The 15,608-nt window shown below is 66.3% G+C and carries 14 protein-coding genes; 6 read left to right on the top strand and 8 right to left on the bottom strand.

Annotated elements, in window-relative coordinates:
* Positions 1–501: 501 nt before the first annotated feature.
* Positions 502–1,164, top strand: coding sequence for a hypothetical protein (locus AC3WVS_RS20115; protein WP_492320056.1), 663 nt, complete (start codon positions 502–504; stop codon positions 1,162–1,164).
* Between the two features lie 170 nt (positions 1,165–1,334).
* Here AC3WVS_RS20115 and AC3WVS_RS20110 read toward each other — a convergent pair whose 3' ends face one another.
* The 3 genes from AC3WVS_RS20110 to AC3WVS_RS20100 form a co-directional block, all read right to left on the bottom strand.
* Positions 1,335–2,171, bottom strand: a complete 837-nt coding sequence (locus AC3WVS_RS20110) for an SDH family Clp fold serine proteinase (protein WP_492320055.1) — start codon at positions 2,169–2,171, stop codon at positions 1,335–1,337.
* A complete protein-coding gene (locus tag AC3WVS_RS20105; RefSeq protein WP_492320054.1) occupies positions 2,146–2,388 on the bottom strand; it encodes a hypothetical protein in 243 nt (80 codons plus the stop codon). The genes AC3WVS_RS20110 and AC3WVS_RS20105 overlap by 26 nt, the downstream gene beginning before the upstream one ends.
* A gap of 527 nt (positions 2,389–2,915) precedes the next feature.
* Positions 2,916–4,667, bottom strand: coding sequence for a diguanylate cyclase (locus AC3WVS_RS20100; RefSeq protein ID WP_492320053.1), 1,752 nt, complete (start codon positions 4,665–4,667; stop codon positions 2,916–2,918).
* A 346-nt stretch (positions 4,668–5,013) separates the two neighbouring features.
* Here AC3WVS_RS20100 and AC3WVS_RS20095 point away from each other — a divergent pair, with 346 nt between their 5' ends.
* Together AC3WVS_RS20095 and arfB are read left to right on the top strand one after the other, a co-directional pair.
* A complete protein-coding gene (locus tag AC3WVS_RS20095) occupies positions 5,014–5,697 on the top strand; it encodes a MipA/OmpV family protein (protein WP_492320052.1) in 684 nt (227 codons plus the stop codon).
* Positions 5,694–6,098 carry an alternative ribosome rescue aminoacyl-tRNA hydrolase ArfB gene (gene arfB, locus AC3WVS_RS20090; RefSeq protein ID WP_492320051.1) on the top strand — a complete coding sequence of 135 codons (405 nt, stop codon included), beginning with the start codon at positions 5,694–5,696 and terminating at the stop codon, positions 6,096–6,098. Before AC3WVS_RS20095 ends, arfB begins: the two co-directional genes overlap by 4 nt.
* 18 nt (positions 6,099–6,116) lie before the next feature.
* Here arfB and AC3WVS_RS20085 read toward each other — a convergent pair whose 3' ends face one another.
* The 3 genes from AC3WVS_RS20085 to AC3WVS_RS20075 form a co-directional block, all read right to left on the bottom strand.
* Positions 6,117–7,202, bottom strand: coding sequence for a GNAT family N-acetyltransferase (locus AC3WVS_RS20085; RefSeq protein WP_492320050.1), 1,086 nt, complete (start codon positions 7,200–7,202; stop codon positions 6,117–6,119).
* An 88-nt stretch (positions 7,203–7,290) separates the two neighbouring features.
* Positions 7,291–8,169 (bottom strand): protease HtpX, encoded by an 879-nt coding sequence (htpX, locus tag AC3WVS_RS20080; protein ID WP_492320049.1) that lies wholly within the window; start codon positions 8,167–8,169, stop codon positions 7,291–7,293.
* 114 nt (positions 8,170–8,283) lie between these two features.
* Complete coding sequence (locus tag AC3WVS_RS20075; protein ID WP_492320048.1) at positions 8,284–8,598, bottom strand: hypothetical protein; 315 nt, start codon at positions 8,596–8,598, stop codon at positions 8,284–8,286.
* A 254-nt stretch (positions 8,599–8,852) separates the two neighbouring features.
* Here AC3WVS_RS20075 and AC3WVS_RS20070 point away from each other — a divergent pair, with 254 nt between their 5' ends.
* The 3 genes from AC3WVS_RS20070 to AC3WVS_RS20060 all read left to right on the top strand — a co-directional run bounded on the left by AC3WVS_RS20070 (position 8,853) and on the right by AC3WVS_RS20060 (position 10,960).
* Entirely contained in the window at positions 8,853–9,308 is a 456-nt protein-coding gene (locus tag AC3WVS_RS20070) for a Cd(II)/Pb(II)-responsive transcriptional regulator (RefSeq protein WP_010812157.1), read from the top strand.
* A gap of 537 nt (positions 9,309–9,845) precedes the next feature.
* Positions 9,846–10,265 (top strand): nucleoside diphosphate kinase regulator, encoded by a 420-nt coding sequence (gene rnk / locus AC3WVS_RS20065; protein WP_492320047.1) that lies wholly within the window; start codon positions 9,846–9,848, stop codon positions 10,263–10,265.
* A 281-nt stretch (positions 10,266–10,546) separates the two neighbouring features.
* Positions 10,547–10,960: a hypothetical protein gene (locus tag AC3WVS_RS20060; protein ID WP_010812154.1), complete on the top strand. Its 414-nt coding sequence runs from the start codon at positions 10,547–10,549 to the stop codon at positions 10,958–10,960.
* A 158-nt stretch (positions 10,961–11,118) separates the two neighbouring features.
* Here AC3WVS_RS20060 and AC3WVS_RS20055 read toward each other — a convergent pair whose 3' ends face one another.
* Positions 11,119–14,262: an efflux RND transporter permease subunit gene (locus AC3WVS_RS20055; protein ID WP_492320046.1), complete on the bottom strand. Its 3,144-nt coding sequence runs from the start codon at positions 14,260–14,262 to the stop codon at positions 11,119–11,121.
* Between the two features lie 412 nt (positions 14,263–14,674).
* Complete coding sequence (gene ypfJ / locus AC3WVS_RS20050; RefSeq protein ID WP_492320045.1) at positions 14,675–15,544, bottom strand: KPN_02809 family neutral zinc metallopeptidase; 870 nt, start codon at positions 15,542–15,544, stop codon at positions 14,675–14,677.
* Between the last annotated feature and the right edge of the window lie 64 nt (positions 15,545–15,608).

The following is a 15,608-nucleotide window of genomic DNA, read 5'->3' as shown; positions in this document are numbered from 1 at the left end:
GGTTGGTTAAAACGCGCATGAGCAACCGGAAGCACACACACCACGTCGTCACAGGGACTGGCGGTAGCTGATTACCTTGCTGGCCAGCGCGACGATCCGCGCTACCCCGCGCCATTGTCGGCCATCGAGCTGCGGGCGCTGTATCGGCGTAACCGGTCGCCTGAGGTGCGCGCGCTGCTCTGGGAAATAGCGCGGCTTCACAGCATCGTCCGGCGCGCAGACCTACTGCTGTCGTGCTTCCCAGCGTCCGCCGGCACGTCGACGGCCACGGCGCTGGATATCGTGATTGGCGCGCTGCGCCGCGAATTGAAGGGGGAACCGTGCCTAGAGGAAGAGCGCCGGCGCCAGGCAGAAGATGAGTGGTCGAGCAAGCGGGCCAGGCAGGACCTGTGGGCGCTGAAACGTGAGGTCAGGCGTCGGCGGAACGGCTGACTAGACAAGAAGGCAGGCAACCGCACCCGGTACACTGTATCCCTGTGATGCCAACCTCTCTCTCGAACAATGTGTGACATCCTGGTTTGGTCTTTTGACGTGATAACGAGCATCAGCTGGCTTGAGCTTATAAAGGCCCTCGCTCCCGTGGCGACAGCGGCAATTGCCTTCTCCGCCCTCCGAAACTGGCAGCGGCAGGACAAAGCCAAAAGAGAGGCCGAGTTTCTCGATGCGTTAGTTGATGCAACGCACGCTTACATCGCAGAAATGCCTCGGTCGATAGCGATATTGGAGATGTCGAAGATCGGCATGGCGAGCCACGTGCAGCCGTGGGAAAGCGGTGACGACGATGACAAAGCCGTCAAAGGTGCAATTGCTTACATCAAGAAGGATGGGGATCAGGAGGCGAAGCGCCTGCTCGATGCGTTGGAGGCCGTCCGTCCCGCAGGAACAAAGCTCAGATCGCTGGCAGCAAAGGGCCAGGTATTCAAGTTCGACGCCTATGCGACATGTCAGAACGCGGTCGCAGTGCTCTCGGGGCAAGTCGACAGACTCGAAGCTTTTGCGGGAGTTCTTGGATCGGCAATGTGGAATTGGGACAACCCGGAAGTGCAAAGGCACTTGAAGAATGTGATGGCGCTCGACTCAAATGAAATACGCGAGAGCGTTCGGGAAACTAACATGGCAATCATTACGTTTGCCCGCGACACATATAACCGCATCTATCGTTAGCCGCGCAGGATCCGTGGGCGCTGAAACGCGAGGCACGCCGCCGCAACGGTTAGGCAAAGACTACGGCGCGGAAAAGCCTGCGTGCGGGACTCGTCCGGTGGAAGGCGGGAAGAAATGAAAAAGGGGGGCAGAAATTGCCCCCCATTCTCTTGCCACCAGGCAGGTCTCAGCTATGCCGCGGGCGCGGGAGCCTGCGGAGTGACAGTGACGGCCGTGCTAAGCCGATTCGATTCGAACAACTTCGCGTGGCCGTTCCGACCGCAGTCATACGAGTACATCGTGCGCAGAAGCCAAATTTGGCGCCAAAGCTCTGACTTGGCGTCGAGTTCTTCGACGTTGAGACCGAGCTGCACGGCTTCGGAACAGTCTAAGACCGAGCCGTGACTATGGAAATGATCCCGTGATGCGAGCTTCGCGATCGTGTGGTCAATCTCGTTAGGCTTGGCCGACATCATTCCCGTGGACAGCAACTGCTTCGCTAGCTTCTTCGTTTGAGCAAGTGCTGTAAGTGCTACCTGCAATTGGATGGGATTGATCGTCTGCGGTGGGGACTTGAGGATGAAGTCGACCGGAATGCCCCCCACCAACGGATCGATAGGCCCAAGCTCCGAGGTGCTGCTCATCACTACCGATTTTCCGCAAAGGGCAATTACAGTTCCATTACTCTTCGCACGACGTGGAACGATGACTCTGAGATCCGGCGCAGTTTTCCGAAGCAGTGCGCAGATCTTCTCTGTGGCATCCGTGTAGCCACCGTTCGTTTCGAGCAGCAGGTCGACCGGTTCCTTTTGACGGTTGTTCAGCAGTTCCGCCAAGTACGTGTCGTCAGCCGGATCGATGGTGGCCGTGGACCGGTCGCAATCGGTGAAGTACACCAGCAACTCGCGGCCAGTCGCTTCTTCGATATCACGGATCAGAAGCTGCCTGAGATAGCGATCCTTGTGAGTCACCCAGAAAAGCGGCGACTGTGACGGGATGTCTTTAGTCCTGGGAAATGTGTCCGGCATCTTCTCGGTGGTTCTCCGTGACCGCGTGTTGTTGTTCACGAGACATCGTAAGAATACCGAGGCTTGCCTTGAGGATCTCGCTCACAGGGTCGAGAGCTGCCGAAAATGCGACCTCATCCTTCACCAGCCTTTGCTGGGTCAAGTTGCCCACAATGTCCCGAGGCGCGGCCATTGGTCCACCTACCGACTGCCAGAGCACACCCATGTTGAAGTCCATACTTTCCCCTCGTTGCGGCGCGTACACCTACATATGCTGTAGCGCAAAAAATTATTCTTTGCTAGCGAAGTTAGGCACCGTACACGCGAAAGTCAATCCATCTGATGGGTAGACAGCAATAGCACGACAAATGTTCGCAATCTTTGTGCAAAAACGACGGAATTCTACCGGCATGGCCTAGCAGGTAGCAATTGCCTTGCAGCACAAAATTCAAGCAAATTTCATGCAAAAGTGCATTTTTATACTCTTTTCGGCCTGTGCTCGGTGCTTCCCCTAGATCGGCAGGTGTACAGCAAACTGTAGCTAAATTTCACCTTGACTGGGCTTGAGCCAACTGGGCTGGCCTTGATTACGATTGGTTTTGCGCGTTGCGAGTTGCACAAGGCATTGATTTTAAAAAGCTTTCAGTACGTCACCAAACCTCCGAAGGCAGGGGTTGCTGGTTCGATCCCAGCCGGGCGCGCCAAATTTCCTCCCGATATGTCGTGCCATGATGCTGGCCCTGAAGCAAGCGCATGCGCCGGCCGTCAGTTCGTGCCGGCGGGAGCCGGGACGATTCCCGGCGCAGGCTCCGGCACGCGATCGTCGCTGACCACCCGGTTGCGGCCGGCCGCCTTGGCCGCGTACAGCCGGCGGTCCGCCACCTGCAGCATGGTGTCGAGGTTGTCGGTGCCGTCCACTCCCATGTCGGACACGCCGATCGATACCGTGAACTGGATATTGCCCTTGGCAGTGGCATCGGCGGCCGGCTCGCACACGGTCTGGCCCAGGATCTTGCGCAGGCGCTCGGCGGTTTGCGTGGCTTCGTCCAGCGATGTGCGCGGCAGCAGCAGCGCGAATTCCTCGCCGCCGACGCGTGCCGGCACGTCGATGGCGCGCACGGTCGCGCGCACCACGTCGGCCAGCTTCCGCAGCACGCGGTCGCCGCTGGCGTGGCCCCAGTTGTCGTTGATGCGCTTGAAGCGGTCGATATCGATCATCAGCATCGACATCGGCGTCTTGTCGCGCAGGCAGTGCTCGTACTCGATGCCGAAGCGCGCCTCGAACTCGCGGCGGTTGGTCAGGCCGGTCAGCGCGTCGGTCTCGGCCAGCTCGCGCAGCGCCTCGCCGCGCGCCTGGTAGTGCGAGAACAGCTTGCCGATGCCCTGCAAGGTGACCCACATCAGCAACGCCAGCGCCAGCGCGCTGGCGGCCAGCACGGCGCTCAGGTGCGACGCCGTGCGCAGCAGCAGGTCGGTGGCCGAGAAGTAGTCGACCAGCGCCAGGGTGCTGCTGCCGATGCGCTGGAACATGATGCGGCTGCCGTCGGCGGCGCGCAGCGTGCCCGAACCGCGCCGGAACATTTCCCGCGCCGTGGCTTCGTGCCAGGAGGCAGGCAGGATGGCGGACAGCTTCTCGCCGCGCCTGACGTCGCGGGTGCTGGCACCGACCAGGTTGCCGTCGATATCGACCAGAAAGCGCTGTACTCCTTCGGGTGTGGTCCGGGTCAGGTACGCGTCCATGCTGTGCTGTGAGATCTCGGTGATGGCCACACCACGGAACTGGTGGTCCAGGTAGACCGGCACGCTCAGCGACAAGTACATATCGTCGCTGCCGTCGGCCACGGGGCCGAAGTTCCAGCGCATGCCCTGGTCGGGATTGGCCTCGGGCAGGTGCTCGCGGATATAGCCGGTGGCGGCGACGCGCCGCAGCGTGGCGGCGGCGTCAGCGGGCGGCACCGGCGGATAGGCGACGAAGAAGCCATTGTTCGAAACGTACGTCAGCTTGCGCGCCACCAGCGGGTTGACCGGCTCGGCGCTGATGAGCTGGCTGAGGCCACGGGCCACGTACAGGCCCGCCAGCAGGTCGCCGTCGCGGCGGGAGAAGCCTTCCAGGCCCGCCAGCAGGGCGGGGCTGACGCCGAGCAAGACCGCATCGCCTTCCGGTGCGGGGAGTTCCCAGACGTCGTCGTTACGGTGCTCATAGGCCGCCTTCAGCGGCGGGTCAGGCTCGATCGCGTGCGGGCCCGTCTGCAGGCGGATCAGGTGCTGCGCAAAACTGCGCACGCTCATCAGCCGCTCGGCTTCGACATTCAGCACCGAACTGATACCGGCGACCTGCAGTTGCTGGCCCTGCTGCAGCGACCGGATCTCGTGATCGCGCAGCAGCCCGAGGCCATGGACGGAGAGCATCACCAGCAACATCGAGGCAACTGCAAACGACAGCACGACAAAGCGCTGCGGCGTGCGCACGGCTTGTTCCCAGAGGCGATCGAGCAGAGTGGCAAGGCTGGGGCGCATGGTGAAGTTCCAATAGGCTTCGGCGGGCACGCGGACACTGCGCATCGTAAATCACGGATAGTGCCGCACAGCGAGGGCAATCAGCGAAGCTGGGCTTATCATGCGCCGCCCGAAACAAAAGACAAAGCGGGGCGACTACCCATTGCTTAGTTCGGAATAATCTAGCCCTGGCAAGTACCGTCACGGATGCAATTTACGTCACCGGGGCAGCACAGCGGCGCGGCTTAAATCGCGCGCTGAAAACTTTCTGCACGCACCTCGCTGTGTGGCGCGCCAGTGCTGATAGATTCACTCGATTCACGCAATCTCGCGCGGCGGGCCGTGTGCCGCGCTCCCGGAAACCACCATGGCAATTTCGACAAAGCCGCGCAGCGCGCTGGCGGCACTGTTGCTCGCCGGCGCGCCAAGCTCCGTGCCCGCCGCACCGCTGAGCCTGCCGGGCTCGCTCCCCAATATGGCCGGGCTTGGCATCGGCTCCACCACAGAGTTTGCCGGCGGCAAGGGCCGCAACGACGTTGACGATCCGGTGGTCTCGCGCCTGCACGAGATCGACACCACGGTCGAGGCCGGCGGCTACCTCGGCTATGAATACCTGAACCAGGGCCGCGTCCCCTGGCGCTTGGGCGGCGGCGTCAACGTGATGACCAATGCCGGCATCGTCTACGGCGGCACGCATATCGCTGCAACGGGTTCGCTGTGGGTGCCGCTGCACCCGCGGGTCTATGCGGGGGTCGGACTGGGCGCGGCGTGGGTCAGCGGCAGTTTCAACTGCACCTATTTCGGCGTCACCCCATCGGATTCGGCGGCGAGCGGCCTGCCTGTCTATAGCCCGGGCGGGGGCCTGAAACAGTTCACCGGCTGGCTGGCGTTGCTCTACGGGGGTAATGGTCTACGGCCAGCGCCTGACCAGCGATGCTGCCGACAGCCCCATCGTGACCCAGCGCGGTACGCGCAACCAGGTCACTTACGGGGTCGGTATCGGCTATGCGTGGCGGTAGTGCCACCAGCGCTTGCTATGATCCCACCATGACCGACGACCTCGTCATCCCCCATCACGAATACCTGATCACGGCGATCCGGGCGCAGGGTGCGGGCGGCCAGAACATCAACAAGGTGTCCAATGCCGTGCACCTGCGCTATGACGTGCATGCCTCCTCGCTCGCGCCTGACCACAAGGAACGCCTGCTGGCGCTGCACGACCACCGCATCACGCGCGACGGCGTGGTGGTGATCAAGGCGCAGCAGTTCCGCAGCCTCGACCAGAACCGCGACGAAGCGGTGCGGCGGCTGCACGAACTGGTGCGCAGCGTGGCCGCGCCGCCGCGCGTGCGCCGGCCCACGCGGCCGACGCTGGCCTCGCGCCGGCGCCGGCTGGAATCCAAGAGCCAGCGCAGTCAGGTCAAGGTGCTGCGGGGCCGGGTGGTCGACTAGCGCCGCAGCAGTCCGGCTTCAGGTCCCGGTCTTGAATGCCGCGAGCGCCGGCACGTTGTCGCCGGCATCCGCCTGCGGCGGCTCGAAGCGCGCGCCCGGGCGCCGGTAAGCCGGAAAGAAGCCATCCAGGTCATCCAGCGTGGCTTTGTCGCCGCCGGACAGCGCCACGTACCGGTCGGGGTCCACCACCAGGCGCTGGGTCCGGTACACATGCGTATCGTGCGAAAAGCCGCGCTTGAACTCATACAGGGAGTCTTTGGCCGAACCCAGCCCGCCGCCCAGGTGCAGGTAGTGCAGGCCGTTGGTGCGGCCCCATTCGCGCGCGGCATGGATCACAGTCTTGGTCGGCTGGAGGTGGCGGTACGCCCAGTCCCAGGCGGACAGGTGATATTGCATGATGCCCGTCCCCCGGGCCACGGTGAACAGCGCCGCGCCGATCATGCAGCCGTCTTCCTCGGCCACGAACAGCAGCAGGTCGTCGCCCAGCGCGCGCACCAGGGTGCGGTAGTACTGCGCGTCGAAGAAGTAGTAGGGCAACGCGCCCAAGCGCGCCATGGTCGCGTTGTACAGCGCGATAAAGCGCGGCAGCATGGCGAAATCTCGGTCCAGGCGTGCGCTCACGCCCGCGCGCCGGGCGCGGTTGATGCCCAGCCTGTGGCGCGCCTGCGTTTCGTGCCATAGCTGCTCGGCACTCTTGGTCAGGTCGACGGATACCGTCTCGCCCTGATCCACCACCAGCCCGAGGCGGCTGTTCCAGTCGGCATTGAGCAGTGGGTGCAGGCGGATAAACCACGACACGCAGCCGCACTCGCGCAGCAACGCGAGCGCCGCGCCCAGTGCCTCCTCGGCAAAGCCGGCCGGGACATCGGTGCTCAACACCGGGCCGCCGTAGCCATAGGCCGAGGTGGCATCCCAGCTGCCGCAGGCAATGGGCCGGCGCACCAGCGGAACCAGCAACTCGTGGGCGCCGTCACGCACCAGTACCGCGGCGGCGCTGCCGTGGTCGCTGCGCTCGGCGGCAGTATGCCAGCCAGGCGTGTGGTAGCAATCATGGCGACATCGCGCCAGCGTGTCGCGCCACACGGGGCTTGTCGGTTCCAGCACGCTCGATCGCATCGAAAACTCCCTGTCAGGTAGCCGGCGCCGCGCCAGTGTCAGGCCGCGGCGCCGGGGGCATTGCTTGCCCCGGGCTTCAGCGCGCGGATTGCAGTGCGGCAATGCGCTGCTCAATGGGCGGATGGCTCGAGAACAGCGCCAGCCACGACTTGCCGCCGGCGATGCCCATCGCCTGCATGTTCTGCGGCAGGCCGTCCGGGTCCAGGCCGCCGAGGCGGCGCAGCGCCGACACCATCGGCGTGGGCGAACCCATCAGGCCGGCCGCGCCGGCGTCGGCGCGGAATTCGCGGTGGCGCGAGAACCAGGCCACGATGATGCTGGCCAGGATGCCGAACACGATTTCGCAGACGACCACCGTGACCATGTAGCCGATGCCCGGCCCGCTCGACTCCTCGTCACTCTTGCGCAACATCGAGTCGACGAAGTAGCCGACCACGCGCGCCAGGAAGATCACGAACGTGTTGACCACGCCCTGGATCAGCGTCAGCGTCACCATGTCGCCATTGGCCACGTGCGCCACCTCGTGCGCCAGCACCGCTTCGACTTCGTCGTGCGACATCGACTGCAGCAGGCCGGTGGACACCGCCACCAACGAGCTGTTCTTGGTCGCGCCGGTGGCGAAGGCGTTGGGTTCGCCGTCGTAGATGGCCACTTCAGGCATGGGCAGGCCGGAGCGCTGCGCCAGCTTCTCGACGGTCTGCACCAGCCACAGCTCGGTGCTGGTGCTGGGGTGGGTAATGACCTGCGCGCCGGTGGACCACTTGGCGATGGTCTTGGACATCAGCAGCGAGATAAAGGCGCCGCCGAAGCCCATCAGCGCGGCGAACGCGAGCAGGGTGCCCAGGTTCAGGCCGTTGGCGGTCAGGTAGCGATTCACGCCCAGCACGCTGGCGGTGAAGCTGAGGACGAGCATGACGGCGAGGTTGGTCGCCAGGAAAAGTAATACGCGTTTCATGAGTATGTGGTGGAGCAGTACGACGGAAAAACGCGGACGAGCCGCAGGCGCGCGCCGCTCGTGGGGCACGGCACACAAGAACGGGCGAGCGCGGGCAAGGCCGCGCCGGGGGCATCAGGCGCGCGGCGGACGCGGCTGCAGCGGCAGGTCCGGGTCGGGCAGCGGGGCGCCGGCATAGCGCGGCGGCCCGGCGCGACCGGACGAGGCCGCTAGACGCAATGGAGCCGCCGGCAGGAGCTGCTCGGCGAGATCGGCACCGGGCTGCAGCTGCGGCTCGGCGGTTTCGGACGACGGTGATGGCTGGCCCGCGGCGGCATCTGGGCTGCCGGCATCGGCGATGGTTGGCTCGGCCGGCGTATCGGCGGCGGACGCCACGTCGTGCGCGACCGTAGCCGTCCAGCCCGGCAGGGGCAGGAAGGCCAGCATCATGACCAGCAGGAGGAGCCGGATTGAGCGCACGCGAGGACAGTATGTCAGTAAACGTTCAAGGAATTCTACAGGATGCGGGATGGCGCCGGCGCCCCGCGTGAGGCATAGCACACCATGTGCAACGGATTGCCTGTGGGGCTCCCCACCTGCCGCAAACGTGCGCCAGCATGCTGGGTGCAAGCGTTGCCAGACTGTCCTACACTAGGGCTAACCCTGTAGTGGTTACAGGGATTTGCTGCCCAGGATCACAAACCATGCGCATTGGCGAACTCTCCCGTACCAGCGGCTGCGACGTCGAAACCATCCGCTACTACGAGCGCGAAGGGCTGCTCGACGCGCCCCGGCGCGAGGCCAACGGCTATCGCCGCTATGACGACGGCCACTTGGTCCAGCTGAATTTCGTGCGCCACTGCCGCTCGCTCGGCATGGGCCTGTCGGATGTGCGGCGGCTGCGCGAGTTCGAGCGCAATCCGTCGCAGGACTGCGACGACATCAATACGCTGCTGGACCGCCAGATCGCGCAGATCCATGCGCAGCGGGTGGCGCTGGAGGCGCTGGAAGGGCAGTTGCGCGCGCTGCGCGAGACCTGCCACCACCACCAGCCCGCCAGTGAATGCGGCATCCTGCAGAACCTGCAGCAGGCCGCCGCCGGCGCGGCCTGCGAATGCCATGCGGGCGCGCACGAGGCCGGGCCTGCTGCCAACGGGTGACGCGCGCAGGCGCATCGCTGTGCTACGATGGCTGTTCCCGTGATCGCACCACTGCGGTGCACGGGTTCGGGGCAGCGCAGCCAGTGAGCGATGTAGTGAGCAACGACTTACGCGGCTCGCCTGTTCAGGGAACCATCCGCTGCCCCTTATCCAACCTTCTGCATGACCATGACTGATCGCCTGACGCCGATGCCCGATGCGCCTGTCCGCCTGATGCGGACCGGCCGCGCGCACGCATGCGCGATCGCCACGGCCAACATCCTGCCCCAGCGCGCCATGCGCGCGGTCTCTCCCCGCCGGATCAGCGCACCGCCTGATTCCGCCCGGTTCCCAGCCTGATTCGTCTCCCATAAGCGGGGCCCGGGCCGAACCGGGCCCGAGCCAGCGTTTCCGTTGTTGCCGGCAATTGCCGCAAGGCTTTCGCCGATCCCTTGATGTCCGCGCTGCTGCGCGGCACGCCAACCTGCAAGACCCGACCGCCGCCGCCTGCCATGCTGGCCGGGCCGCGCCAACCACCTGACTGCCGGAGGACCCGCCATGACGGCCACCAAAACGAATACCGCCACCCTGTACCTGACCGAACTCGACGTGACCCGCCTGGAGCGCATCGCCAGCCGCGCCGGCTCGGCGCAGCTTGAGGACATGCTCGACAGCCTGCTGGCGCGCGCCACCATCGTCGCGCCCGAAGAGATCCCGACCGACGTGGTCACCATGAACACGCGCCTGGTCTGCAACCTGCCGGGCGAGCAGGCCCCGCGCAACTGGACGCTGGTGTACCCCGACGCGGCCGACTTCGATGCCGGCCGCCTGTCGGTGCTGTCGCCGGTGGGCCAGGCGCTGCTGGGCGCGCGCGCCGGCCAGACCGTCAGCTACCGGCTGCCCGACGGCCGCGAGCAGCAGGTGAGCGTCACCGGGATCGCGTTCCAGCCGGAAGCCAGCGGCCAGTACACGCTTTGACCCGCATCCCGAGCCAAATCCCAGCGGCCTGAGGCGTGCTGCCGGGGCCACGCAGGCGCGTCCCGCGCCGCGTGTGCCCGGCAATCCATCGACACCATTCATCGGCAAGCCAGACGTTTCACGACTCGCAACGCACCATTCGTCGCAGCGGTATTTCTGCTTGCGCGGACTGTGACTAATCTTCAGTCCGTGCTCGCATCGCAACATAGATTGCAGAGCGGCCGGAGTCTCATCCCGGTCCGTAAAAGAAAGAACGACGAAATCAGTTGAAGGAGTCCCAAATGATCGCCAGACGTATCCTTGGCGGCGCGCTCGTGTTCGCGGCGGTCGCCGCGTCCGCTGTGGCGTTGGCTGCCCCCGCTGCCAGCAAGGTTGGCAAGTTTGATGTGTATGCCGATGCGCTGAAGGCCGGCAAGTACGACGTGTATACGGACGGCGCCAAGCAAGGCAAGTTCGATACGTACACGGACGGAGCCCGCACCGGCCGCTTCGACCCGTACTCGGAAGGCTCGCGCCGCGACGGCAAGTTCGACAGCTTCACCGAAGGCTCGCATAGCTTCAGCGGCGAGATCTCGAAGAAGGACAAGTTCGATACCTTCAGCGAAGGTGCGCACACCTTTACCGGTGATATTGCCGATCGTGCGCTCGACAATTCCCGCACGGGTGACGGTTCGCTGTACGGCTATCGCGTCTGATCCTCGCAGGTCTTCCCAAAGACCTCGTGCGGCCACTGCGGTGGCCGCAAGTTTTCTCTCCCGCCTGCCCGGCTGACCTCCTCCTCCTTCTCTCTTCGCCAGGCAGGCGCTTTTCTCTTCCCTCGGCTCGTGACCGCGTCAGCGCGCAGGCATGCCCCTCATGCCGAAGGCGGCTGCGTGGCGGTCGCGTCGTGTCCGGGTTCCGGCTGCGCGCGCGGCAACCTGCGCGCGATCGCGGCATAGAGCAGCGGCACCGCCAGCGTACCCAGCACCGTCGCACCCAGCATGCCGCCCAGCACGCCGGTGCCGACCGCCTGTTGCGCACCCGCGCCCGGGCCGGTGCTGATCGCCAGCGGCACCACGCCCAGCACAAAGGCCAGCGAGGTCATCACCACCGGCCGCAGCCGCTGGCGCGCCGCGCGCGTTGCAGCCTCCACCGCGCCCATGCCCGCACCGCTGCGCCGCAACTGCTCGGCATATTCGACGATCAGGATCGCGTTCTTGGCCGCCAGCCCCATGATCACCACCACGCCCACCTTGAAGTAGACGTCGTTGGGCATGCCGCGCAGCCAGATCGCCGCGGCCGCGCCCATCAGGCCGGTTGGCACGATCGCGATCACCGCCAGCGGCAGGGTCCAGCTTTCATACAGCGCCACCAGGCACAGGAAGATAAACAGCAGCGACAGCGCGAACAGCCACGGCGCCTGCGTGCCGGTCTGCTCCTGTTCGAAGGCGCGCCCGGTCCAGCGCACGTCGTATTCCGGCCCCAGCTCGCGCACCAGTTCGGCCAGCCGCGTCATGGCCGCGCCGGTGGTGTGGCCCGGCGCGACCTCGGCATTGATGCGCACCGAGCTGAAGCCGTCGAAGCGCTCCAGCGTCACCTCGCCGCGCCCCCATTCCAGCGAGGCGAACGCGGCCAGCGACACCATCGCGCCCTGTGCGTTGCGCACGTGCACGCGCGCGAGCTGGTCCGGCCGCATGCGGAAGGGCGCGTCGGCCTGCAGGATCACGCGCCGCACGCGGCCCTCGCGCGCGACTTCATCGATATAGCGCGAGCCCAGCGTGGCCGACAGCGTGTGGTGCACGGTATCGGCATCGACGCCGAAGGCCTCGGCCTTGCGGTAGTCGATCTTCAGGTCCAGCGCGGGCACCGGCTGGCCGGTGGTGGCGCGCACCTCGCCCAGCACCGGGTCCTGCCTGGCGCGCTCAAGCAGCTTGTCGCGCGCGGCGAAAAGCGCCTCGCGCCCCACCGGCTGGCGCGCCACCAGGCGCATGTCCAGGCCGCCGATGCTGCCCAGTTCAGGCAGCGCCGAGCTGTTGTACGCAAACAGCTGCGCCGCGCCGCGGCCCGGCCAGGTTTCCAGCCCGGCCGACAGCCGCGCCAGCACGGCCTGGGCCGTGTGCTTGCGTCCGCGCGCTTTCCAGTCGGTCAGTCCGATAAACAGGCTGGCGCGCTGCTCGCCGCTGCCGCCGCTGGACCAGCCCAGCACGGCAAAGCTCGAATGCACCGGGTAGTGCTGGTCACGCATCCACTGTTCCAGCCCGGCCACCAGCCGGCGCGTGTCGGCCTGCGTGCTGCCGGCGGGCAGCTCGACATCGACCACGATCTCGCCGGTATCCTCTTCCGGCAGGAAGCCGCTGGGCATCTTCCACAAGGCGTAGCCGCATGCCAGCGTCAACGCCAGGTAGACCGCCAGCCAGCGCAGCCGCCTGCGTTGCAGCGCCTGCACCCAGCCGGCATAGCGCCCGGTGAAGGCGGCAAAGCGCGCATCGAACCAGGCCAGCGGCCCGCGCGCCGGCGCCGCGCTGTGGCGCAGCAGGCTGGCGCACATGGCCGGCGCCAGCGTCAGCGCAAAGAACAGCGAGAACGCGATCGATACCGCCAGCGTCACCGCGAAGTGCCGGTAGATCACGCCCACCGCGCTGCCGAAGAATGCCATCGGCACGAACACCGCGCACAACACCAGCGTCACCGCCACCAGCGCGCCCGAGACCTCGCGCATCGAGCGCGCCGCGGCCTGCATCGCGCCCACGCCGTCGGTGCGCATGATGCGCTCGACGTTCTCGACCACCACGATGGCGTCGTCCACCAGGATGCCGATCGCCAGCACCCCGCCGAACAGCGTGATCACGTTCAGCGACAGCCCCAGCGCATACAGGCACGCGACCGTGCCCAGCAGCGATACCGGCACCACGATGCACGGGATCAGCGTGGCGCGCAGGTTGCCCAGAAACAGGTACAGGATCAGGAACACCAGCACCGTGGCTTCGACCAGCGTCAGCACCACGCGCGAGATCGACGCCTGCACGAAGCTGGCGCCGTCGTAAGAGATCTCATGGCGCACGTCGCCGGGGAAGCCCTTGCTGGCGGCATCGAGCGCGGCGCGCACGGTGCGCGAGGTCTGCAGCACGTTGGCGCCGTCGGCCAGCTTCAGCCCGATCGACGCGGCGTTGCGCGTGTTCAGCGTGGAGCCGTAGCGGTAGTCGCTGGCGGCCAGCTCCACCCGCGCCACGTCGCGCAGCAGCACGGCCGAGCCGTCGGTGGCCGCGCGCACCACGATGCGCCCGAACGCCTGCGCATCGCTCATCGGCGCGGGCGGGCGCACGATCGCCTGGAACGGCTGGCCCGGCACTGCCGGCGCGGCGCCCAGCTGGCCGGGGGTCACGTTGCCGTTGCGCGCGCGGATGGCGGCCTCGACCTCGGCCGTGGTCAGGTTGAAGGCGTGCAGCTTGTCGGGATCGAACCAGATCCGCAGCGCGTACTCGGCGCCGTATGGCTCGGCCTTGCCGATGCCGGGCAGGCGGCGCAGCAGCGGCAGCATCGAGCCCGCGGCAAAGTCGCCCAGCGCGGTCTCGTCCAGCTGCCCGCTGTCGGACACCAGCGACACGTACATGAAGGCGCTGCTGCTAGCCTGGTCGACATAGACGCCGCCGCGGCGCACCGCCTCGGGCAGCAAGGGCTCGGCCTGCGCCACGCGGTTGCGCACGTTGACCTGCGCCAGCTGCGGGTCGGTGCCCTGGCGGAAGCCCAGCGTCACCGTGGCGGTGCCGCCCTCGCTGCTGGAATCCAGGTAGAGCAGGCCGGGGATGCCGTGCATCTGCTGCTCCAGCACCGCCGTGACGCGGTCCTCCACCGTGCGCGCGGACGCACCCGGGTAATCGGCATAGATGATCACCGTGGGCGGCGCCACCGCCGGGTACTGGGCGATGGGGATGCGGTTCAGGGCCACCAGGCCCGCTACCACGGTCAGGATGGCCAGCACCCAGGCAAACGCCGGGCGCTTCAGGAAAAACGACGCCATGTCAGGTCAGGGCTGGCACGGGCGCACGGCAAGTGAAGATCGGCCGTGGCTCCGGTGCGGTTGGAACGGAACGGCTTGGGTGTGGAGACGCCGTAAGGCTTAGCGGCAAGAGGCGTCGAGTCGCGGCAAAGCCGGGCCGATGTTGCTGATGGTGCAGATCTGGCCGCGTGTCGGGTCGCCTGTCGGTCGGGGGGCGCGTGGCCCGCAGACCGGGGCCGGCGTGCACCGCGGCGCTTGCAGGGGTCCTGAGGGGAGAACCCGGCGCTGCGGCAGGAAGGATCGGTGAGGATCGACGCCGGCGACTGGCCGTCGCAATGCGGCCTTGCCGGCGATTATAGACAGGGAACAAAGTCCGGGCAACGCAAACATCACATTGCCGGCAGCCTTCCGACGTCGGGGGTGGAGCCTGCGCTTACAGGTCGCGCGAGGCGAAGGTATCGCATTTGCGGATATCGCCGGACTCGATGCCGCGGCGCAGCCAGCGCACGCGCTGCTCGCTGGAGCCGTGGGTAAAGGCCTCCGGCACGACATAGCCCTGCGACTGGCGCTGCAGCCGGTCGTCGCCGATCGCGGCGGCGGCCTTCAGGCCTTCTTCGATATCGCCGGGCTCCAGCAGCTGCTGGTTGGCGCGCTGTGCGGTGGCGGCCCAGACACCCGCCAGGCAGTCGGCCTGCAGTTCCATGCGCACCGAGAGCTGGTTGGCCTGCGCCTCGCCCATGCGGCGGCGCGCGCCGTCGACCTTGTCCGATACGCCCAGCAGGTTCTGCACATGGTGGCCGATCTCGTGCGCGATCACATAGGCCTGGGCAAAGTCGCCGCTGGCGCCGAAGCGCTGGCGCAGCTCGTCATAGAAGGCCAGGTCGATATAGACCTTCTGGTCGCCGGGGCAGTAGAACGGGCCCATCGCCGACTGGCCGGTGCCGCACGCCGTGGGCGTGGCGCCCGAGAACAGCACCAGCGTGGGGGGCGCATAGCGGCGGTTCAGCTGGGTTTCAAAGATGTGTTGCCAGGTGCGCTCGGTATTGCCCAGCACCTTGCGCGTGAACACCGTCATCTGATCCGTCGCCGGCGGGCGGTTCGCCTGCTGCTGTTGCTGCTGCGGGCCGGAGCCCTGCAGCACCGAGGCGCCCTGCATGATCAGCATCGGGTCGATGCCGAAGAAATAGGACGCCGCCAGCGCGACGATGACCGTGCCGATGCCGATGGTCTTGCCGCCGACACCGCCGAATCCGCCGCGGCGGTCTTCAACGTGCTGGCTTTCGGCTTCGTCATCTAGGCGCATGGGGGGCTCCGGGGGGAGGGGGAATTGCGGGGTGGGAGGATGCCAAGCAGTATAGCAATCCGGT

Source organism: Cupriavidus sp. CPT47-8839-RL05A (assembly GCF_058792255.1).
Note: the sequence above shows the minus strand (reverse complement) of the source record. Positions and strands in the feature narration are given on the sequence as shown.

What these genes read in the sequence shown, in the direction of transcription:
- AC3WVS_RS20055 (WP_492320046.1), bottom strand. Translation starts at nt 14,262, where the DNA reads ATGGCGTCGTTTTTCCTGAAGCGCCCGGCGTTTGCCTGGGTGCTGGCC.
- AC3WVS_RS20060 (WP_010812154.1), top strand. Translation starts at nt 10,547, where the DNA reads ATGATCGCCAGACGTATCCTTGGCGGCGCGCTCGTGTTCGCGGCGGTC.
- AC3WVS_RS20095 (WP_492320052.1), top strand. Translation starts at nt 5,014, where the DNA reads ATGGCAATTTCGACAAAGCCGCGCAGCGCGCTGGCGGCACTGTTGCTC.
- AC3WVS_RS20100 (WP_492320053.1), bottom strand. Translation starts at nt 4,667, where the DNA reads ATGCGCCCCAGCCTTGCCACTCTGCTCGATCGCCTCTGGGAACAAGCC.
- htpX (WP_492320049.1), bottom strand. Translation starts at nt 8,169, where the DNA reads ATGAAACGCGTATTACTTTTCCTGGCGACCAACCTCGCCGTCATGCTC.
- rnk (WP_492320047.1), top strand. Translation starts at nt 9,846, where the DNA reads ATGACGGCCACCAAAACGAATACCGCCACCCTGTACCTGACCGAACTC.
- AC3WVS_RS20070 (WP_010812157.1), top strand. Translation starts at nt 8,853, where the DNA reads ATGCGCATTGGCGAACTCTCCCGTACCAGCGGCTGCGACGTCGAAACC.
- AC3WVS_RS20105 (WP_492320054.1), bottom strand. Translation starts at nt 2,388, where the DNA reads ATGGACTTCAACATGGGTGTGCTCTGGCAGTCGGTAGGTGGACCAATG.
- AC3WVS_RS20075 (WP_492320048.1), bottom strand. Translation starts at nt 8,598, where the DNA reads ATGATGCTGGCCTTCCTGCCCCTGCCGGGCTGGACGGCTACGGTCGCG.
- arfB (WP_492320051.1), top strand. Translation starts at nt 5,694, where the DNA reads ATGACCGACGACCTCGTCATCCCCCATCACGAATACCTGATCACGGCG.
- AC3WVS_RS20110 (WP_492320055.1), bottom strand. Translation starts at nt 2,171, where the DNA reads ATGCCGGACACATTTCCCAGGACTAAAGACATCCCGTCACAGTCGCCG.
- ypfJ (WP_492320045.1), bottom strand. Translation starts at nt 15,544, where the DNA reads ATGCGCCTAGATGACGAAGCCGAAAGCCAGCACGTTGAAGACCGCCGC.
- AC3WVS_RS20115 (WP_492320056.1), top strand. Translation starts at nt 502, where the DNA reads ATGTGTGACATCCTGGTTTGGTCTTTTGACGTGATAACGAGCATCAGC.